The 20,880-nt window shown below is 60.4% G+C and carries 15 protein-coding genes; 6 read left to right on the top strand and 9 right to left on the bottom strand.

Translation table 11 applies throughout. From position 1 onward, the window contains the following. Positions 1-210 precede the first annotated feature (210 nt). The 3 genes from AB4074_RS00650 to AB4074_RS00640 all read left to right on the top strand — a co-directional run bounded on the left by AB4074_RS00650 (position 211) and on the right by AB4074_RS00640 (position 4,869). Entirely contained in the window at positions 211-2,331 is a 2,121-nt protein-coding gene (locus AB4074_RS00650; RefSeq protein WP_441411669.1) for a GH25 family lysozyme, read from the top strand. Between the two features lie 74 nt (positions 2,332-2,405). Beyond that, positions 2,406-3,416, top strand: coding sequence for a glycosyltransferase family 2 protein (locus AB4074_RS00645; protein WP_441411668.1), 1,011 nt, complete (start codon positions 2,406-2,408; stop codon positions 3,414-3,416). Between the two features lies 1 nt (position 3,417). After that, positions 3,418-4,869, top strand: a complete 1,452-nt coding sequence (locus AB4074_RS00640; protein WP_441411667.1) for a lipopolysaccharide biosynthesis protein — start codon at positions 3,418-3,420, stop codon at positions 4,867-4,869. A gap of 94 nt (positions 4,870-4,963) precedes the next feature. Here the strand turns inward: AB4074_RS00640 and AB4074_RS00635 are convergent, their stop codons facing one another. Genes AB4074_RS00635 through AB4074_RS00625 form a run of 3 tightly spaced genes read right to left on the bottom strand, consistent with a single transcriptional unit; the run spans position 4,964 to position 7,071 of the window. Beyond that, a complete protein-coding gene (locus tag AB4074_RS00635; protein WP_441411666.1) occupies positions 4,964-5,860 on the bottom strand; it encodes a glycosyltransferase family 2 protein in 897 nt (298 codons plus the stop codon). A gap of 3 nt (positions 5,861-5,863) precedes the next feature. After that, positions 5,864-6,283 (bottom strand): DUF2304 domain-containing protein, encoded by a 420-nt coding sequence (locus AB4074_RS00630; protein WP_345453005.1) that lies wholly within the window; start codon positions 6,281-6,283, stop codon positions 5,864-5,866. Next, entirely contained in the window at positions 6,280-7,071 is a 792-nt protein-coding gene (locus AB4074_RS00625; protein WP_345453097.1) for a glycosyltransferase family 2 protein, read from the bottom strand. Before AB4074_RS00625 ends, AB4074_RS00630 begins: the two co-directional genes overlap by 4 nt. Positions 7,072-7,350: 279 nt before the next feature. Here AB4074_RS00625 and AB4074_RS00620 point away from each other — a divergent pair, with 279 nt between their 5' ends. After that, complete coding sequence (locus tag AB4074_RS00620; protein ID WP_441411665.1) at positions 7,351-9,399, top strand: DUF6541 family protein; 2,049 nt, start codon at positions 7,351-7,353, stop codon at positions 9,397-9,399. Between the two features lie 181 nt (positions 9,400-9,580). Here the strand turns inward: AB4074_RS00620 and AB4074_RS00615 are convergent, their stop codons facing one another. From AB4074_RS00615 to glf, 5 genes are all read right to left on the bottom strand, one after another. After that, positions 9,581-10,657 carry an ABC transporter substrate-binding protein gene (locus AB4074_RS00615; protein ID WP_441411664.1) on the bottom strand — a complete coding sequence of 359 codons (1,077 nt, stop codon included), beginning with the start codon at positions 10,655-10,657 and terminating at the stop codon, positions 9,581-9,583. Positions 10,658-10,750: 93 nt separating this feature from the next. After that, positions 10,751-11,503 (bottom strand): ABC transporter ATP-binding protein, encoded by a 753-nt coding sequence (locus AB4074_RS00610; RefSeq protein WP_345452997.1) that lies wholly within the window; start codon positions 11,501-11,503, stop codon positions 10,751-10,753. Position 11,504: 1 nt separating this feature from the next. Further along, positions 11,505-12,392, bottom strand: a complete 888-nt coding sequence (locus AB4074_RS00605; RefSeq protein WP_437770825.1) for an ABC transporter permease — start codon at positions 12,390-12,392, stop codon at positions 11,505-11,507. Continuing rightward, entirely contained in the window at positions 12,379-14,349 is a 1,971-nt protein-coding gene (locus tag AB4074_RS00600) for a glycosyltransferase (protein ID WP_437770826.1), read from the bottom strand. The genes AB4074_RS00605 and AB4074_RS00600 overlap by 14 nt, the downstream gene beginning before the upstream one ends. Further along, positions 14,346-15,533 (bottom strand): UDP-galactopyranose mutase, encoded by a 1,188-nt coding sequence (glf, locus tag AB4074_RS00595; RefSeq protein WP_345452988.1) that lies wholly within the window; start codon positions 15,531-15,533, stop codon positions 14,346-14,348. The genes AB4074_RS00600 and glf overlap by 4 nt, the downstream gene beginning before the upstream one ends. Before the next feature lie 211 nt (positions 15,534-15,744). Here glf and AB4074_RS00590 point away from each other — a divergent pair, with 211 nt between their 5' ends. Next, positions 15,745-19,866, top strand: a complete 4,122-nt coding sequence (locus AB4074_RS00590) for an FtsK/SpoIIIE domain-containing protein (protein WP_441411663.1) — start codon at positions 15,745-15,747, stop codon at positions 19,864-19,866. Between the two features lie 22 nt (positions 19,867-19,888). Here AB4074_RS00590 and AB4074_RS00585 read toward each other — a convergent pair whose 3' ends face one another. Continuing rightward, positions 19,889-20,386 carry a hypothetical protein gene (locus AB4074_RS00585; RefSeq protein WP_441411662.1) on the bottom strand — a complete coding sequence of 166 codons (498 nt, stop codon included), beginning with the start codon at positions 20,384-20,386 and terminating at the stop codon, positions 19,889-19,891. Positions 20,387-20,614: 228 nt separating this feature from the next. On the opposite strand from AB4074_RS00585, the gene AB4074_RS00580 reads away from it, so the two are divergent. Then, a complete protein-coding gene (locus AB4074_RS00580) occupies positions 20,615-20,863 on the top strand; it encodes a WhiB family transcriptional regulator (RefSeq protein ID WP_003804966.1) in 249 nt (82 codons plus the stop codon). Positions 20,864-20,880: the final 17 nt, after the last annotated feature.

Below are 20,880 nucleotides of genomic sequence, written 5' to 3'. Positions count from 1 at the left end.
CACCCACTAGTCACACAGGCATCACATGCAACTCTGTTCACTCCTGCCACCAAATGCTATGGTGTCCCGGTTAGGAGCTGGCTTAATGGTGCACTGCAGAGGCGTTCATTGTTGGAGCTGCAGTCGAAGCTATCACCATGTGCCCTCAGCAGAGCGGCACCCTGCCGGAATTGAATAATGAATCGAACCACGCCTGAAGAGGCCCCCAGAGTGTCGATCGCGCGAGCTGGCGTCGTACTGACCGTGGTGCTCGCGCTGATGCTCTCTGTGGCCGGAGCCGCCCACTCTGAGAATGCCGTAGTGCCTACCAGCCCGGTGCAGGCCCCGGCCGGGGCAACGGCCCCCAAGGCCGCGCCGACACCAAGCGGGATCCCAGCCGTCCCTGCTAGTACAGCGCCGTCGGCTGCCCCTAGCCCCTCGCCCTCTCCGGCCATAGATCCTCAGGCGCAGGTCTCCACGCAGGCGATGCCCGGTGGCAATCCCCTTTCTGGCGACCTGATGAAACGCGCCATGCTCCAGGCAATTCCCGCCGGCGGAGCCGAAATGGGCCAGCGCTCGCCGCGAGTGCTGGCCAACAAAGTTTCAGTGACCAGGGCCGCCCCGGCGAAGTCCCAGGCAGTTGCTGGCGCGCTCCCGATGGCACCGGACACCGGACACTGGACACCCTCGTTTGGAGTGGCCGGGCAGGACGTGTCCGCATATCAGGGCAACGTCGACTGGACGTCCCAGTGGAACCAAGGCTCACGGTTCGCCTATGTGAAGGCGTCCGAAGGCAACTACTACCAAAACGAGAACTTCTCTCAGCAATACAACGGCTCGCGCAATGCCGGCATGACCCGCGGGGCTTATCACTTCGCCATTCCCAACTGGTCCTCGGGCGCCGACCAAGCGAGGTACTTCGTTGCGAACGGCGGATCATGGGGCCCGGACGGCTATACGCTTCCGCCTGTCCTGGATATCGAGTACAACCCCTACGAGGGCCAGACAATCGGCGGTTTCTATTTCGGCAATGTCTGCTACGGCATGTCGGCGTCGCAAATGGTTAGCTGGATCGCGGACTTCGGAAACACCGTCAAGGCTTTGGTCGGAAGATATCCAGTCATCTATTCGACCACTGACTGGTGGCGCACGTGCACCGGAAATTCGGCAAGTTTCAGCGCCTATCCGCTGTGGATCGCTTCCTATCCCTTGGCTGCAAGCGACTCGCCCGGGACGCTGCCCGCCAGTTGGGGCCAGTTCAGCCTGTGGCAGTACAGCAGCACCGGTCCATTCCAAGGTGATTCCAACATTTGGAATGGTGACTATGCGTCCCTCCAGAGGTTCGCCACGTACGGGGATTCCGATCCAAGTTATTCCTTCGGCGCGGCCTACTCCAGTTACGGCGGCAAGCTTGGCAACCAGACGAGCGGCATCGCTTGTGGTTTGAGCAACGGCGGCTGCTACCAGATGTTCCAGGGCGGAGCCATGAACTGGTCCCCCGGAACAGGCGCCCACACGTCCCTCTACGGTCCCATCCGCAACGCTTGGGCTTCAACCGGCTTCGAAAACGGACCGCTCGGATACCCCACCAGCGAACAGATCTGCGGCCARAAAGACGGCGGCTGCTACCAAATGTTCCAAGGCGGAGCCATSAACTGGTCCCCCGGAACAGGCGCCCACACCTCCCTCTACGGCCCCATCCGCGGCACCTGGGGATCCACCGGCTTCGAAAACGGACCACTCGGATACCCCACCAACGAACAGATCTGCGGCCAAAAAGACGGYGGCTGCTACCAAATGTTCCAAGGCGGAGCCATCAACTGGTCCCCCGGAACAGGCGCCCACACCTCCCTCTWCGGCCCCATCCGCAACACCTGGGGATCAACCGGCTTCGAAAACGGGCGATTGGGATACCCCACCAGCGAACAGATCTGCGGCCAAAAAGACGGTGGCTGCTTCCAAATGTTCCAAGGCGGAGCCATCAACTGGTCCCCGGCGACGGGCGGCCAACTGAGTACATGGGGTGCCATCAGGAATTTGTGGGGCTCCCTAGGATACGAGAATGGACGGCTCGGTTATCCGACGTCGTCCGAAATCTGCGGCCAAAAAGACGGTGGCTGCTTCCAAATGTTCCAAGGCGGAGCCATCAACTGGTCTCCTGCCACTGGGGCACACACGAGCCTGTATGGAGGAATCCGTTCTATGTGGGGCTCCCTGGGCTTCGAACGCGGAGCCCTCGGGTATCCGACGTCCGAGGAGACATGTGCCACCAGCGCCTCGTGCTTCCAGGATTTCCAAGGGGGTCGGATTTCCTGGCGCTCAGATACCGGCGCGAGCGTTGCCTATCGCTGAGCGACGGTAGTCTGAGGGGTACCGGGCTTCGTTTCACGGGGCCAGGTTGTTGCGCAGATTACCCTGGAGAATGAATGCCCCCCTCACCCCTTAGCCCGCAAGTCAGCATCGTGGTGCCTCTTTACAATGGCGCAGACCGAATCGAGCGCGCCCTTGACAGTGTGCGGGCACAGACCCATGCCGCCTGGGAGCTGTTCGTCGTTGACGATTGCTCAAGCGACGCGGGCCCGGAGATCGTCCGAGACTACATCTCCCGCACGGCGGACCACCGGATCACTCTGGTCGTCCAGGCGGAAAACCGTGGACCCAGCGCCGTCCGGAATGACGGCGTCCGGATGGCCAGCGGACAATTCATCATGTTTCTTGATTGCGATGACGAACTGCTTCCGGGTGCGCTGAACCACCTCCTCGGATTAGCTGCCGGGGGGCAAGTCGACATTGTGGGAGGGGCCCACATTGCTCGCACAGACAGCGGCCGGCTCTCTCCCCGTCCTGACTCCCAAACCGGGTCGATGACGGGGGTGGAAGCTGTCCAAGGACTCTTGCAGGAACGGATCTGGAACTACACGCACGGTAAGATCTACAGCCGCCAGTTGCTTCAATCGGTCAGCTTCAGGGAAGACATCCGCCGCTACGAGGACATCATTTTCAATGCCTGCGCCTTCTCCTATAGCAAGCAGGTGGTCCTCAGCCCCGAACCGGTGCACGTCTATTCCATCAATGGACAGTCAACAACGTGGACTCAGCGGCTGACGGCCGATTTTGTACATGACACCGAGGCACACATTCGTGAGGGCCTGAATCCCGATGTTGCCCCGCAAGTCAGTGGAAAATCCTGGCGGACCATGAGGGCAACCTTGGCAGTCGTTGTCTTGTCGAATGCGATCGCCGGTGATGCGGAACCCGCCGTTCTGCGCGAGCTGCGAAGAGTCCTGCGCCGCAACGTCAAAATGACGGACCTGCCCGATGTAGTCCGAACGGCCCCCCTGATCGGTATTTCAGCCCTGGTGGCCCGCGTGGCGCCTCGGATTTACGCATGGCTATATCGGCGCTACGTCGCCCGTACCTATGAGCTGGGAGCCTAGGATGGCTGCACCCGTCTCCGTGGCGAGCAGCAGCTTGACTCCCCCGGGCCACCATCGGTTCCTCTATTTGTTGGCGGCCGTCGCACAGGCTGCCGGCCCTTTGCTTACCCAACCCTTCGTTCAACGAATTCTGAGTCCGGAGCAGTGGGGCCGGGTGTCGTTCGCGATATCTCTGATATCCGTAGGCCTCATCGTGATTCTTGCGGGATTGCCGCTCATTATCACCCGGACCTATTTTGAGGCCGGGATCGGGCCCAAGCACGCGCGCTCTCTCGCGGGATTCGGCATCCTGCAGAGCGCTGGACTCGGTGTACTAGCCGTCGCATGTGCAGGCGCAGTCGCCCTTATGTCGGGGCAGTTCACGGATCAACTGTCTGTCCTGCTCGCACTACTATCCGTGGGACTGTTGGGGTGCATCCAGATGTGCCTCGCCGTTCTCCGGGCAGAACATCGCGCCTCGCTTTTCGTCGGAATTACCATCGGGGCGCAGACCCTCGGCCACCTCGCAGGGCTTGGTGCCGTCACATTTTTTTCTCCGACGGCGGCGAGCTATCTCGGGGCATTTTCCATCATTGTGCTGATCACGGCCCTATGGAGCGCGGTGGCGGTCCGACCAGGTGCTCCTTTCGAGTTCCCCCGTGTGATCAAAAGCGCGCTCAAGACCTCGATGCCGGTCCTGCCGCACAGTATCGCCCTGGTGCTCATGCTGCAGGGCGAATCGTTCCTTCTTACGACCATGCATGGACCGGCCCTCTACGGAAAATACGGCGCCGTCCTTCCGATGGCACTCGGGCCGCTTGCCGTTGTTCTGGCTCTATCAAATGTGTGGGACACGCAGGTTCTTTCACAACATGGCAAGGACCCGCATGGAATCGTCAAAAGAACGCAACGGGAAGGTGCCGTGGTGGGTGTGGCTTTGGCCCTCGCCGGCAGCTCCGCGGCTGTCTTTGCGACGAACATCCTGGTCAAGTCACCAACCGTCGAACAGTTTCAGTTGGCCAGGCTTCTACCATCGATTGCCATGGGTTACGTGGTTTTCCTCATGTCCACAACCCAGATGGTGGCGGTCGGCAAGACGAGGCTACTGGCCGTGATCACGCCTCTCACCGCTGGAGTCGCCCTTCTCGCCATGTCTTGGCCTGCGTCCTCCGAGTCCTTATTCTTTGTCGGTCTGGTCAAAGTTTCCTGCTTCGCCGCCCTTGGTGCTATCTATCTGCTGGTAGCCCGCCGATATGGGAAAGGGCTGGTCCATGCTCGCCCCCTGCTCATTGGGCTTGCGGCGACTGCGGGCATTACGGCGATCATGCTTTCACTGCCCACTGACTTCGTGACGGGCCTTGTGACATTTGGCCTAGCGGCGCTTCTTATGGCCGGGGCGGCGGCTTTCCTGTTCCTCAAGCGTCGCCAATCTGCCCTTAGCGCGGAGGAGAAGCGACAGTCCGACGTTACCTAAGACGCCGATTCGCTTAAACAGTTGCGCCCCGCCCGGTTAACCCGCCGGGCGCAACTGGGTTTCCGCGAACAGGCCCGTAGCGCTGTTCTGGCTACTACGGACGCACGGAATGAGCCAAGAGCTTCTTCAGCCCGGGCCACATCCGCTTCTGAACAACCTTGGGAGTCAATACGAGGGCGTTCAAGCGGGACGTGACGTGCAGACGGGCCGCACGGGCAGCTTTTGTCCACCCAAGCGCCGCGAAGTCACGGGCACACTCATCAAAAAATGCGCGTTCCTCGACGAAACGGCGACCATCCAGCGCACGCACGGACGAGTCCGATTCGCGATGGCGACGGTACTGGAAACAAACGGTGTCAGTGACGAGCATCTTGCCGCCGTCCATGATGATATCCATCGCAAGCGCGATGTCCTGGACCACGTTGTACTGCTCGCGGAAGTCGTGCTTGAGGATTGCCTTCGCCCGCCAAGCCACAGAGGGGAAATAGAGCCAGTCACCTGTGATCAAGCTTTCGGCAATCGGTTCGCCCGACAAAATGGCCAGCTCAGAGCCACCGACCACCATGCGGCGCAGGCGATCCTTGACCTTGTCACCGAGTGGAAGGTAGACGGTCCCGTTTTCGTCGATGACCTCGACGCCGGGCTGGACAATTGACACTTCCGGATTATCAAACGCCTTGCGGATGGTACCGATGTAGTTAGGAAGCATGATGTCGTCGGCGCCCATGACCACGACGACGTCGTGCTCTACGAGCGAGAGGCACTTCTTGTAGTTGCCGTTCGCTCCGAGATTCGTGTCATTGCGGTAGTACCGCACCCGGTCGTCGCTATCGATAAGTCCCTGGAAGTACGCGGGAAGAGTTTCGTCGGGATATCCGTCATCCACGATGGTGAGGCGGAAATCCCGGTCCTCTTGCGCCAGAATGGACGAAACGGCGGCTTTCATCATGGCCACATCGCCGTAGTACGGGAACATCACGTCAATGGTCAAGGTCTACCTCTTCGGGGTTTTGAGGCCTTTGGCCTGATAGTCGTTCACATTTTCAGTTTGTTCAAAGGGCACGTTCTCTTGCCGCGAAGACTCAAGCCGCTCTACTGCGTTGCGCAGTATCGCCAGCTCTTCCGCCAACGTGCGTGTTTCATCCTCGAGGATGGTCAATTCGCGCGAGACGTGCAGGCCCACACCCACCAGCAACACGATGGACAAGGCAAAAAGCAGGTTGGCAGGAACACGGACGCCGGCTAGTCCGGCGGCCCAATCAAGCAGGCTCGGAAAGAACCCGAGGACGATCGTGAGTCCACCGACGACGAGCCAGAGGATGGCATACTTCTCGCGAAGCTTTCCCGCCCGCAGCATGATGAGCACGGCAAGGACCATGCCAATCGAGATGACAATCGAAAACGCCACGCTCATGTGGCCGTTCCTCTCTGCGCCGATCCCTCAGCGGCTTCCTGGAGGACTTCCGGTGCAGGGAATTCCTGACTCAGTTTGGTCCGAGGCCTGGCCAGCGCGAAGCACAGCACAAGGCCCGACCTAGCTAGGTAGATGGTTGCCTTCCAAGGACTGTGGCTCGGCGTTCCGGCTTGGCGGACCTTCATTTCCACTGGAACCTGGGTTACCTTGCAGCCGGACTTTATTGCTACGACCAGTGAGTCGATCGTGTCGCCGAGATACTCTGCCGGAAAATGTTCCATGTATTGGTGAAGGGCACGCAGATTGGCGGCACGGAATCCGCTGGTGACATCAGTCAGCGTGGTTTTAGCCACTCCGGAGATTACTTTGGCCAAGGCGTTCATCGCCCACCGACGCGGCCCCTTGGCACTGTAGTTGCCGCGTCCAGCGAACCGGGCACCGATCGAAATATCGGCATGCTCAAGGCCCGCCAGCACTCTGTCGATATCGTGCGGGTCGTGCTGTCCGTCGGCGTCAACCTGAATGGCGCGCGTGTATCCGTGACGCAGCGCATAGTTGAAGCCGGCCCGCATCGCGCCGCCAACCCCCAGATTAAAGGGCAGAATGACGACGGCGGCCCCGGCCTCTGCCGCGATACGTGCAGTTTCGTCCTTGGATCCATCGTCGACTACGAGGATGTCGTGATGGGGTACCGCCTCACGCACCTGCCGAATAGTCGCACCAATTGCTTCAGCTTCATTCCAGGAAGGCATGATAATCAGCGCGTCTGAGTGCGTTGTAGTTGCCATGATGGTCAAGTATACCTATTCCACATGGTCGGCAGCTTCATCCTCCCGGCTTCTGACAGGCGCACAATCCCCGCGGGCCATGTTCCCGGCAGCCAGCGGTCCCCAAAGGGGGGAAGGTTTCGGGCTATAGGAGTACCTCCTCACCGAACCGGCTCGCCGCTTCCCGGATCCATGGATCTCGCCCGCGAGGACTTGCGTGCAGGCCGCTGCTGGACGCGCGTCCATTCCCCACCCTGCATAATTGTTAGGTTGGCTATACCCGATAAGGAGCTTTGATCGATGACTTGGTGGCAGACCATTCCGATTTTCGCCATGGCAGCATTGATCTACGTTCTTCCCGGGTTGTTGGTGCTCGGGGCTGCAGGAGTCCGGCGCCTGAACCTGGCGGCGCTTGCCGCGCCGGTATCCACGACGATCGCGTCGTGCACCGCCGTCGTCGCACCTTTCCTGCACCTTCCCTACACGCCGGCCGTCTACTTCACCGTTAGCGTGGTTCTCGCCTTCCTGGTTCTCGCCGCCCGGTATTGGTGGACCCGGCGGGGCAAAAGCTGGGGGAATCTAGCCAACAACGGGCCCCTGAACGCCCACGACCTTGGTCGCTGGACCGCAATCCTCGCGGTGCCACTGGGCGTTGCGTTCGGGGCAGTTGTGATTGCAGGTCGGTTCATCACCGGCTTTGGAAGTCCCGAAAACTTCTCCCAGACCTTTGACAACGTCTATCACCTCAACGCCGTCCACCACATCGTTCAGACGCAAAACGGCTCGTCCCTTACCCTCGGCAACCTCACGGAAGCCTCACGGTACTTTTACCCCGCCGGCATGCATGACATGATGGCGCTCCTCCAGATGCTGACCGGCGCTTCTGTCCCCGCCAGTGTCAACGTCGGGACGATCGTCATCGGGGCCTTGGTTTGGCCGCTCGGCTGCATGTTCCTTGTGTCGCGGATCGTGGGCTACCGGCCCGTGCCGTTGATCGCCACGGGAGTCCTGGCCGCAGGATTCAGCGCCTTCCCCTACCTGCTGGTTGGATTCGGCGTGCTGTATCCCAACAACGCAGCGATCGCACTGCTGCCGGCGGTATTCGGGTTGGTGATCGAGTTGTTTGGTCTCTCGAGGATGCCGGCAACTTCAATCTGGCCTCCGCTGCTGGCTTTGTGCGCCACGTTCCCAGGCATGGTTCTGACCCATCCGAGTGCAATGGTCGCCCTTATTGGATTCACCGCTCCAGTAGTGCTGGGACGTCTTGTGAAACTCTTCCTTGAATGGCGGGAAGGCGCCGGATCCAGACGCGCGGTGATCGTCTGGGCTCTTCTGAGCGTCGCATACTTTGGAGCAGCCGTCGTGACATGGATGATTCTGCGGCCGGGCCTTGGTGCAGCGCCCTGGACCCCCTTCCAGTCCAACTCCCGGGCACTTGGCGAAATCCTGAGTAGCGCGCCCATGGGCACCACGGCGGCCTGGATACTCGCCATATTGACCGTCATAGGCTTGTATGTCATCGCACGCAACCTCCGCCGGACGTGGTGGGTCCTGGGTGTCTATCTGGTGGCTGCTGTCCTCTACATGGTGGTCTCCAGCTGGCCACCCGGCACCTTCAGGACACTGCTCACAGGCGTGTGGTACAACGACAGCTTCCGCTTGGCCGCATTGCTCCCGGTGGCGAGCTTTCCGATTATTGTCTTTGGTGCGGAATGGCTGCTGTGGCGCTTCAGGGCCCTCCTGGAACTTGTCTCGAAACGCCGGATCCGCAAGGAACCATCCGTTGACGGGGCAATGGCCGACGCCGGTCGCAGCCGGGTCCAACTTGGTCGCCGCTATGTTGCAGTGATTTGGGTTGCCCTCGGAGTGCTGGGAGTTGCCTCCCAAGGCGGAACGTTGGCGCCTGTCCAGCAACGGCTTGGCGACGCGTTCCGGGTGTCGGCCACCTCTGATCTCGTGGATAGCGACAAATTGGCGTTGTTGAAGCAAGTCGATGCCATAGTCCCCAAGGATGGTGTCGTCGTCGGCAACCCCCTCACCGGCGCTTCATTGGTTTACGCTTTGGCCGATCGACAGCCGCTCGCACCACACATTTTCGGCGAACGGACCGAGAAAGAGCAGCTGTTGCTGGATCATTGGGACGAGGCCGCCTTCAATAAGGACGTCTGCCCCGTCATCAAAGAACTCAACGCTTACTGGGCACTCGATTTCGGCACCAAGACGGTAATTCCTACCGAGGATCCGTTCCCCGGTCTTGCTGACCTGACGAGCGGATCGGCACCGGATATCCAGGTGCTCGCGACCTCCGGAAAGGTACGCCTGGTGCGTACAACAGCCTGCGACAAGTGACCGGGCCATCGGCTTCGTAGCAGGCCGGATGACCGCTCATTGACCCAAACCCTAGGATTTTGGTACCGAACCCGCAATCCGCCGCCCCCCCAACACATGAAACTGGCCTGCGCCCGGTTGTCCGGGCACAGGCCAGTTTCGACTCCTGTTGACCGCCGCGTTGGCCGGACAATGTCGAGTATCAGGAACCAGCAGCCCCGCTACCGTGCTTCGCTTGGTAGGCCGCCCTGGCCAGTTCGGGCATGACGGTCCAGAGAACCCACTTGACGCCCAGGGGCGAAGCTTCCAGGAGAGCCAATGCGTCGTCGGAATTCTGAACGACGGCCAGTGAATTCCGTTTGGCTGCCGGCAGGACGTCGAGCACCCCGTTCTTGGCGATGTCCGCCCGTTCGGACATGTTCACGGCGACTACGTCTATATCGGCTTGCAATTCGCCCCCGCGCCGGGATTCCCACAACAGCGGGCTCACACCGTAACGCACGATCTGCCGCTTTCCCTGGGCTTTGACTTTGTCCAGTGACGGTGAAGGAACAACTCCAAAGTCCTCAAGAATCCGAACTGGATTCGAGTTCTCGTCATAGACTTCAAAGTCCGCGCCGGGCACGGAGCTGGCACCAAGGTAAAGGAAGCTGCTGCCCGCAAGGTCCGAGTAGCTGGACTTGGCCTTCGCAATTTCCTTTTCAATATTCGCTACCAGTTCCTTGGCAGCCTGGGAGCGGCCGATGGCCTTGCCCACGGTGAGTGTCGTAGTCCGCCAGTCAGTTCCAAAGGGAGTCCCGGGGTAAGCGATAACCGGGGCGATTTTACTCAGGGTGTCATACTCGTTCCGTGTGATGCCCGAGTTGACGGCCAGGATGAGGTCAGGTTTCAGCGACTTGAGCGAGTCATAGGGCGGCCCGTCCACTTCCCGATATTGAGCCGGCATGACCGCGTTCATTGAAGTAATCGCCTTGCCGAACCACAGACTGGTCCCGAAGCCACGCGCTTCATAGGCCGGAACGCCGACCGGCACGACTCCTAGTTCGACGCAGGCATCCTGGCTCGCGAAACCAAGCGTCGCAATTCTGGTCGGTACCTTGGTCACAGTAGTCTCGCCGAACAAATGCGGAATCGTGACGGGGAAATTGCCAGTGTCAGCCGATCCCTGCGACGCCGCTCCACCGAAACAACCTGAGAGCAGGAGCGGCGACACGGCGACGGCCGCCAGGAACCCACGACGACCCAGATGGTCGCCTGAGCCTCCATTTGGTTGCTTCATGTGGTCCCTTCCCGTTCGGCCTTGAGGCCCGTGCTTTAGCCCCAAGGGCAATTTGTCAATGTCTCGTGCGAGCGGGGTCTCCGCTTCAATGACTCAAGCGGCCTTGGACCGCTGCCTGAGTTCAGCGACCACCTCATGGACTTCACCGTCCATGACGACGTGGCCGTGTTCCAAAAGGACGCCCCGTTCGCAAATGGTCGCCACAAGGTCAAGGTCGTGGCTGACCACAAAGAGGGTCTTGCCCTTGCCGGCCAACTCTTTGATCTTGGCGATGCACTTCCGCTGGAATGGTTCGTCTCCAACAGCGAGGATTTCGTCGATGAGGAACACTTCGGGATCTGTATGCACGGCAATAGAGAAAGCGAGCCGAAGATACATGCCCGACGAATAGAACTTCACCTCGGTGTCGATAAACTCGCCAATTTCGGAGAACTCCACGATCGAGGCGAACTTTTCGTCGATCTCTCGCTCGGTCATTCCAAGAATTGCGCCATTGAGATACACATTGTCGCGCCCGCTGAGATCGTGATGGAAGCCAGCCCCAACCTCAATCAGGCCGGCTACGCGCCCGCGGGTGAGGACAGTCCCGCCATCGGGCTGGAGGACTCCGGAGATCAGTTTGAGCAGCGTTGATTTTCCGGACCCATTGAGCCCGAGAAGAGCAACTGTCTCCCCATGACGAACGTCAAGGGAGACGTCCTTCAAGGCATCAAATTTTCTCGATAGGTCACCCTTGCGTCCACGAATGAACCAGACGAGGGCTTCCTTCAGGGAACGCGTGTGACGGAGCACGAATTGCTTACGGATACCTACACACGTAATTGCCAACTCGTCAGTTTGAAACAATCTAGAGCTCCTGTGCGAAATGGATGGAGAGCTTGCGGAATACAGACTGGCCCAGGAACAGGATGGCAACGGAAATTGCAATTGCAACCGGCAGCCAGAATCCGAGGAGATCCGGCGGCAAAGGAGCAAGCCCAATCTGGTCCGCCGTCAAAGTCGGATACCAAAACGCCCAGTGGAAGATCTCGACGCCGACAGTCAGCGGATTCATCTGGTAGACCCAGTACCAGGGCCCCATGACCCGTTGCACCATCGTCCAGATGTAGAGAACCGGCGAGGCCCACGTCACAACCATCAGGATCATGTCGACAATGTTCTCGGAATCACGGAAGTACACATTTGCCGCTCCGAAGAGGAGACCGAGTCCAGTTGCAAGAATTGCAACCATAATGAACGCAACAATCACCATCAGCAGCTGGATCAGGGATGGCTGCCAGCCTGCGAGCAAGCAGGCACCAACGAGGACTGCCAATTGAGGAAGGAAATGCGCTGCCGACACCAGGACCGTCGCTACGGGAAACAATTCCCTCGGCAGATAGATTTTCCGAATCAAGTCCCTATTGTCAAGAATCGAACGGGTCGCATTTCCCAAAGACTCCGTGAAAAAGTTCACGAAGACAATTCCTGCAAACAGATAGATCGAATAGTTCGGCGTACCATGCTGGAGATTGAGGAAAATCCCCAACGCTACAAAGTAGATAAGAAACTGCATCAGTGGCTTGACATAAGACCAAAGCAGTCCCAATACCGAACCCCGGTATCGTACTTTGATCTCTTTTCGGACCAGCAGCTTCAATAGAAACCGGTTGGAATACACGTCAAATAGTCCACGGCCATGGCCTGGTTTTATGAGTTGAGTCGACACGCTATTGGGATTCCTACCCGCTGACATCGAAAGTGGCCTTCCAGGACTCCAAGGAAGTGATCTCCGGCAAGGCCGCCTTGTACTCGGCGGAGAGTTGATCCCATCGACGGTACAGTTCGCTCTGGAGCTTGGCCGCTTCCAGCATCTGGCTCCTCAACCGCTTGGGGTCCCGGCGGTACCAGGACACTCCAGTGCCTTCGGCATTGGAGACGAGGACGCTGTCGAATGAGGACAGCCTCCACCAACGATTTTCCCTGTGCGCCAAATGGGCCTGGGGCCGCTCCAGCGATGAAGGATCCGGCTTCTTGAATATCTGGCGAAGGACCGTCTTCGCCGCCCATTTCACGAGGTCCTTTTTGGGCGGCATCCCCGCGGCGCCTCCTCGGCCTCCCCCATTGAGGCCCACAGCCGGAAACTCGTCCACGTCGGATTTGATTTGCGCCTCTGTGTGGCGGGAACGCAGCTCATTAACTTCGGCCAACTTGCTTGCCAATTCAGCGTGGAGGCTCCCCGGTCCGCGCAGGACGTCCCGCATCGCCATGATGCGTGCTTCCTGAGCGAAGTACTGCATGGAGATCAGATGTTTGACGTTGTTCTGGAACGACTCCCGCAATACCCGCCCCCCTTTTGGGAAAGGGCTGTGAAGAAGGGCCGCGATCAATCGGTTGCGTTCATGGAAGTAGGCCTGCCATCCCAGAGAGTCATCCTTATCGATCCACGACACATGCCACAGGGCGGCGCCAGGCAGGGAGACGGTCGCGTACCCGGCCTGCTTCGCCCTCAAGCTATATTCGGCGTCATCCCATTTGATGAAGACAGGCAGGGAAAGGCCTATCTCCCGGATGATGTCAGTCGGTATCAGGCACATCCACCAGCCATTGAAATCAACATCGACACGACGGTGCATCCAAGGGGTTTGCCGCAAATTCCGGTGTCTGAAGTCGTGGCGATACTCAAGGGCGTCATCCGGGCTTACCCAGCTCAGCCTGTAGGGGTCGACCACTTCACCGAAGGTGTGCAACGTCGTCCGACTGTAAAGATCGAACATGTGACCGCCAACGATTGTCGGCTTCTTGCTGAAGCGCGCAAAAGTGATGAGCCTTTCAATGCTGTCAGGTTCCACCACGACGTCGTCATCGAGAAGCACGACGAAGCTGCTGTCGTTCTGGACAGCCTCCGCCATCCCCCGCGAGAAGCCTCCCGCACCGCCAAGGTTGGCTTGCTCCACGATCCGTAGTTTGCGACCCAACACATCCTTGACGTCATTGAATCCTTCGGCTGCCGAGACCTTGTTCGTGCCCTGGTCCACAATCAACACTTCCTTGACGCTCTCGAGCGCCTTGGAGCTTCCGCCAAGAATACGGGCGTTCGCGATGCAGAAGTCCGGCTTGTTCATGGTGGTGATTTGGACTGTTGCGACTTCTCCCGCAGGAATCCGCGGAGACTCCCGCGTTGCCCATTCGGCGCCGAGCAAGGTCAATTCTGACGCGCCGGCAACCAACTCAAACCAGTACCAGCCGCCGTCGCCGAACGTCTCCAGGGACAGCTCGAGCTCGAGCTCGTTATACCCTTCGACGTGGATTGAGTTCAGACGCTGAGGCATCCCGCGCGCGTTCGAGCGGTAGACCAGCACCGTTCCTGAGCCCTCGGTGCGGACGTGCAGCTGAACCGAGCGGACAGCTGTCCATCGACGCCAGTAGCTGGCAGGAAATGCATTGAAATACGTACCGAATGAAACGTGCTGTCCGGCGCGTACCTTTGCGGAAGTGCGCGAGAGGAAGTCCTCATGATGAGCCTCCAGCGGGCTCGAACCAACTAGGTGCAGCTTGTTTTCCGGAAGCTTGGGCTGTCGGTAGAGTCCGTCGTCCTCGACGAGTTGGGTGCCAACCGAACTTCCGGCGTCGACATAGAGTTCAACGGCGTCCAGCTCACCCGGGGACGGGAAGACGACCCTTTGAAGCTCGGCAGTCGTCGTGGGACTCACGCGTCCACTCCTCCGCTTTCAATTTCCGCGCCGTTTTCGAAATGCGGACGGACCTTGTTGTCAAACATGGAGAGAGCCGAACCGATAGCCATGTGCATATCGAGATACTTGTAGGTGCCAAGGCGCCCGCCGAACAGCACGTCTTTTTCAGCGGCTGCGAGATCGCGGTATTTCAGCAGCTTTTCGCGGTCATCCGGGGTGTTGATCGGATAGTACGGCTCATCGCCGCTTTCGGCGAACCGGGAAAACTCGCGCATGATGACGGTTTTCTCCGTCTGGTAGCCACGCTCCGGGTGGAAATGGCGCGGTTCGATGATCCTGGTGAACGGGACGTCGTCGTCGTTGTAATTGACGACGGACGTTCCCTGGAAGTCTCCCATGTCCAGGACTTCTTCTTCGAAGTCGATGGTGCGCCAAGACAGATCTCCGGCGACAAAGTCAAAGTAGCGGTCCACGGGTCCTGTGTAGACGACGGGAATCTTGCCGACAACCTTGTTTTTTGAATACTCGTGCGACTCGTCAAAGAAGTCCGTGTTCAGGCGTACCTCGATGTTCGGGTGCTCGGCCATCTTCTCGATCCACGCCGTATACCCGTTGGTCGGCAGGCCTTCGTACTTGTCGTTGAAGTATCGGTTGTCGTAGTTGTACCTGACAGGAAGGCGAGAAATGATTTCCGCTGGGAGGTCCTTGGGGTCGGTCTGCCACTGCTTGCCGGTGTAGTGCTTGATGAATGCCTCGTACAGGGGGCGACCGATCAGCTGGATGCCCTTGTCATTGAGATTCTGCGGATCGGTTCCCGCGAGTTCACCAGCTTGCTCCTTGATCAGGTCCTGCGCCTGGCTAGGAGTCAAGTTGGCCCGGAAGAACTGGTTGATCGTCGCCAGGTTGATGGGGAGGGAATACACCTCACCCTTGTGCACGCCGTACACCTTGTGCACGTAGTTCGTGAAGGTCGTGAATCGGTTGACGTACTCCCACACCCGCTCGTTCGAGGTGTGGAAGAGGTGTGCACCATAACGGTGCACCTCGATTCCGGTCTTCTCTTCCGTTTCGCTGTAGGCGTTGCCGCCGATGTGATGCCGGCGGTCAATGACAACAACCTTCAAGCCCAGCTCAGTGGCGGCCTGTTCTGCGATTGTCAGGCCAAAAAAGCCCGACCCGACGATGACGAGGTCAGCGGTCACAAATACTCCTGGTTCGAATGCGGGCAGCCCAATGATGTGCATTGGCTGCAGGTCAAGCCTACCCGAGATGGCGCGCCGCTTTTCGGGCCGGTCCCTGCCAGCCCTGATAGGTGCAACGTTTTCCACATACGTCAACTGGCTTGGAACACGCGGTGATCATCACAAATATCGTGGACGAACAGAAGCCGCGCGAACCGAAGGAGCGGACACAGTGGCATTCCATTGCACCCTCGTCTGGGGCCCGTTGGCGTTACGGCAAGGCGGACCCATCGAACTGACCATAGCCGCGGGCAACGGCACCCCTGGCGCCGTCGTCGAGGCCGCCGTCGCGGCGGAGTTCGGATCTGGAAAACTTGCAGTCGAGGGACTGCCACTCGGCGGTCTCACCGTTGGCTCGGCGCCGCTCATGTCGGGGGCTGTGTTGGTGTGCGGGGCCGATTCGGAGGCGCAAGACACCCGTGATCGCTATCGCAGTCCCGCGGCGTTGTCGTTGCTGGTGCACGCCGGCCCGGCCGCGGGCCTGGTCATACCGCTGGAAAGGGGCAAATACAGGATCGGCCGGAGCAACGCCGATGTCTGCCTCCCGGATCCTGATGTTTCGCGGGATCACGCCGTCCTGACGATCTCCGAGACAGCGGTCACCATAAGCGATAACGGGAGCGCGAACGGAACGGTGGTGGATGGACGCAAAGTCCGCTCCGCCCCTGTCTCGACCGCCTCCGGGATCCGATGTGGCGGCTCTGTCATGTCAATTGTCTTCGGCGACGAAGAACACGGAGCGGAGTCGCTGGGGGCAGCCGGCCAGGGCGTCGCCGAGCCGATCCTGGTCCCGCGGCGCCACGATGCGGGCAGCCGCACGCAACTTCTCCTCACGGCCGGGCTCCCGTTCCTGCTGGGAGTTGGAATGGCTCTGGCCACTGGCATGTGGATGTTCCTCGGATTCACGGCAATTTCTGCGATCGCGGTCCTCGCACCTGCAATTTCGGGGAGACGCGAGCGCCGCTTTCTGGCTGCCGCGATCGCGGCGGCAGTCGAACAAGACCGGGCCCGACGACGGCGGTGTTCACCGTCCGCCGCTGAGCTCGCCTTCGCCGTCAACTCGGCAGCTTTCCCCTCAAGGGAACACGGGCGAATGCGGCTGGCGCTGCCAAGAACCACCACAACGCAAGGATCCGGCACAGCTCAAGGAGCCAGCACGGTGCAAGCCTCGGGGGCAACCAAAGGGACGGCGGGTTGCCGCGATGTGTGGCTCCGGCTCGGCACCTGTCCGCAGAACGCCAGGGTTGCCCTCGATCCCGCGGACCCGGGCTTTCAGCCACCGCAGCTGGGCCCCGTTCCGGTAGTTCTGGATCCCTCCATCCAGGCCGTTTCCCTCACGGGACCCGAAGCCAAGGTGCAAGGAATGTTCAGATTTCTGCTCATGCAGCTGGCAGCTTTTCCGGGCGCAAGCGACGCTCCCGTCCTCATACATGGACCGCTACCCCACTTGCCGTCAAGCGCCCGGTTCCTCCCCGGCATCACGTTGACCACGGACGCCTCTTCAGCCGCGGCTGCTCTTTCCGCGCTTGCGGATAAACCGGGAGCACTGTTTCTGGTGGGGCCCGAACGTGATCCCGCCGTCGACCCACTCCGGCTGGCGGCGATCGAGTCCGGCTGGAGAATCTTCCAAGGCGCCGCGAGGGGCGACGAAAGCGGTTCCGCCGTCGAGCTCTGGAACAAGCGCGCAATCCTTCGTTCGTGTCATTCAGAAACGGAATTTGACCCGGACCTTGTGCCGCACCCGGTCTTCGACCGCTACTGCCGCTCATTGGCAAGATTGCCCCGTCTAGCGAAAGAAAGGGCGCCGCTTGTCCCCTCTACCTGCCAACTTGCCGAATTGCTTCCCGCTGAGCCCTCGAGCATCGCGGCCCGCTGGAGCGCTTCTTCAGCACGCGGAGGGCTATCCGCGGTTATTGGGCAAGGAGCCGACGGGCCCCGGACGCTGGACCTGGTTTCGGACGGCCCGCACCTCCTCGTTGCCGGAACTACGGGATCGGGAAAGTCAGAGCTTCTGCGCACGATTGTGGCCGCGATCTCACTGAAACACAGCCCGGACAGGGTCAACTTCCTGTTTGTTGATTTCAAGGGAGGTTCGGGCCTCGGGCCGTTGGCAGACCTTCCGCACTGCGTCGGGATGCTTACGGACCTCAGTGAACACGAGCTTGAACGTACCCTCTCCTCCCTCCGCGCCGAGGTTCGGATGCGGGAAGGGAGCCTTGCGAAGGCCGGTGTCCCTGATTTGCCCGCGTATTGGGCCAAAGCCCGAGGACCCGGGGGCGGGGGCGCGGCGGGTCGAAGAAGCCACCTTCCGGTACTGCCCCGTCTGGTGCTTGTAATCGATGAATTCAGGATGCTCATTGAAGACGCCCCGGATGCCTTGGCCGAATTGATGCGGATCGCCACCCTGGGCCGGTCTCTGGGCATCCACCTGATCATGGCGACACAACGTCCGCAGGGTGCACTGAGTGCGGACATTCGGGCCAACGTCACTACCAGCATTGCACTTCGCGTCCAATCAGAAATGGAATCCCGGGACGTCATCAACTCGCCGGCAGCGGCCTCGATTCCGGTGTCCCTGCCTGGCCGCGCCTTTATGGTTCGCGGAGTGGAAGATGCCGAGCCCTTTCAGTCAGCAACCCTCTCGGGCAGCGAAAAAGCCCGGGCGCACGCAAAGGCCATTTCGTTGCCGGCAGCGGGGTCGCTCCGCTTCAGCGGTTCGTCTGAAACCGCGTTGGCGGAGACTCAGGGTGCGATTGCAACGCCAGCAGAAGCCGCCCGCCCCATTATCAAGGCACTCAACCGGGTTTGGGACATCCAGGGGAGTACACCGCTTAGGAGACCTGTGGCGCATCCGCTTCCAGAGTCCGTCCCACTTCCCGAATCCCTTGGCATCACAGCAATGATGGGCAAGCACGCGGCAAGCCGTACGCCGGCAGGCCCGACCGCCTACCTTGGCTTGGCAGATTTGCCCTCGCAACAACGAGGTGCCGGCCTGTGCTGGACTCCTTTCGTCCACGGGAATCTTGGACTCGTTGGCCCTCCTGGACGCGGAGCTGAAGATACGTGTCGGGCAGCGGCTGCGCAGCTTGTTGGAAGTGCCGAAGAACTCCATCTCTATGTCCTCGACGGTGACGGTTCATTGGCCGACGTGGCCGCCCAGGGACGCGTGGGGGCCGTTGCCTCCCCCAACGACATCAGAAGGGGCGTTCGCATCCTGGAGAGGCTCGCAGCTGAGATGTCGGCGCGGCAATCCCGGGGAACCGCCGCCGGGCAAGTCCCGCTTTTGCTGGTCATTTCGAACTGGGGTTCGTGGGTCTCCGAGTTACGCGCCGGACCGCTGGCCTGGGCCGAAGACGTTGTCCACGCCCTCGTCCGCGATGGACAGAAGGCAGGACTGGCTGTCCTTGTCACCGGCGACCGCGAACTGACCGCCTCGCGCATGTTCGCATCAATCCCCAACCGCGCATACTTTCCCACCGGGACCACAGAAGAAGGGCGGTTGGCGTGGCCCCGTTTTGCGGCAATGAAGCCCCTGAAGGGTCGGGCGGTCGTAAGTGGCAACTTGCTCGGGGTTGACACTGCAGTTGCGCAGCTTGTCGAGCCGCCGCCAACCGCGGCTTGGCCGTACTGCGTGCCCCCCGAGCCTGCACGGCGCCCAATCCGGGTGGATCCCTTGCCGCAATTCATCCGGGCTTCGGATCTCATTGCGGATGGCCGAAGCGATGCTACTGCCCTTTCCCGTGCCCGGGTGCCCGGGTCGGTGCTCCTTGGCGTTGGAGGGGATGAACAAGAACCTGCTTGGATCACGCTGCCGCGCGGAGGCGTCCTCCTCGCCCTCGGCACCCCCGGTTCCGGCAAGTCGTCGCTTCTGGCCGCTTTGGCCATGCTCAATCCAGGCCATCAATGGTGGACATCACCCAAAGGGGCCGATCCTGACGCCTTTTGGGCCGAATTCCACCGGGAAGCAAGCCGCAGGCTCGTGGGAGCAGAAGTCATCCCCCTCGTGGACGACGTCGAACGCCTCACCAGCGAAACCGCCGTCCTCCTGGCTGAACTTCCTGGTATCGGTTTCCCGGTGGTGGCAACTGCGGGCAGCCCTGCCCTACTGCAGCGGACGCCCCTTGCTTCCCTGGCCCGAAACCACGGAAGCGGAATTCTCCTGGGCAATGGGTCGCCCACGGCCGGAGATTTCTTTGGCGTGCGCGTCGACGTCGATCAGGCGCCGCCACCGGGTCGTGCTGTCCTCATCGAGAATGGACGAACACGCACTGTCCAGATCGCCGCTCCGGGCTAGGAAGCCGTACCCAAGTGAAGAGTCAAAGGGCGGCGCGCGATCCGCCCGCTCGGGAGGCAAAGGCAATGACCCGCTTGTCGAACAAAAAGACAATTCCGGCCAAAGCCGGCACCACCATGGCCAGGCCGGCAGGAACCAGTCCTCCGGTCATGGTGGGAAACCCGATCGTCAGGGCGAACAGCTGCGCAACCAACGCGGGTGCCCGGGTCCAACGGTAGCCACGGAACAGGAAGTGCCCCACGGCAAACAACAATGCAGAAAAAGCCAGCAACAGGCCAACGGTAAACACGGCTCCCCAGAATGAGGCCACCGGAGCCCCGGTCACCAGCTCGTATACATACAGGGCTCCGGCGGCCAACAGTGCGAGGGCTTCCAGCACAACCACGATGGAAATAACAACGATCCCTACAGGGCGCGGCCCTCCGCCGGATGCCCGGCCAATGTTGTCGCTGCCGGTCCCCTGGCCGTCGTCGCCGGGCGTTGCTGGGTCATGGTTAGGGTTCAGAGGGGGTCTTGACACATTGGCACAATACCGGACATAGTCGAATACCTGTGAGTAGACCGGTGGCCAATGTGATGCATCGCTCACGGTTTCAAACGCTAAAACCCCTTGTTTACATGGCGTTAACATGACACGCTTGACTCAGACGACCAAGGGGGCCCAATGGGTCCCCTTTCCTATGAAGCCTCTCGTGAATATTTTCACAAAAGGCTTAACTAGTACTCACGAATGGAGTGACTGATCAGCATGGATTGGCGTAACCGCGCAGCCTGCCTCGACAAGGACCCGGAGCTTTTCTTCCCCGTAGGCAACACCGGCCCTGCGCTTCTCCAGATCGAGGAAGCGAAGAGTGTCTGCCGTCGCTGTCCCGTTGTGGACACATGCCTTCAGTGGGCCCTTGAATCGGGCCAGGACGCTGGCGTCTGGGGCGGCATGAGCGAGGACGAGCGACGCGCACTCAAGCGACGCGCCGCCCGCGCCCGCCGCGCTTCCTAAGCGACTGGGCCCGCGAA

This window comes from Arthrobacter sp. 2MCAF14, from assembly GCF_052115645.1.
Lineage (GTDB): Bacteria > Actinomycetota > Actinomycetes > Actinomycetales > Micrococcaceae > Arthrobacter.
This window is presented reverse-complemented; position numbering and strand designations above follow the sequence as displayed.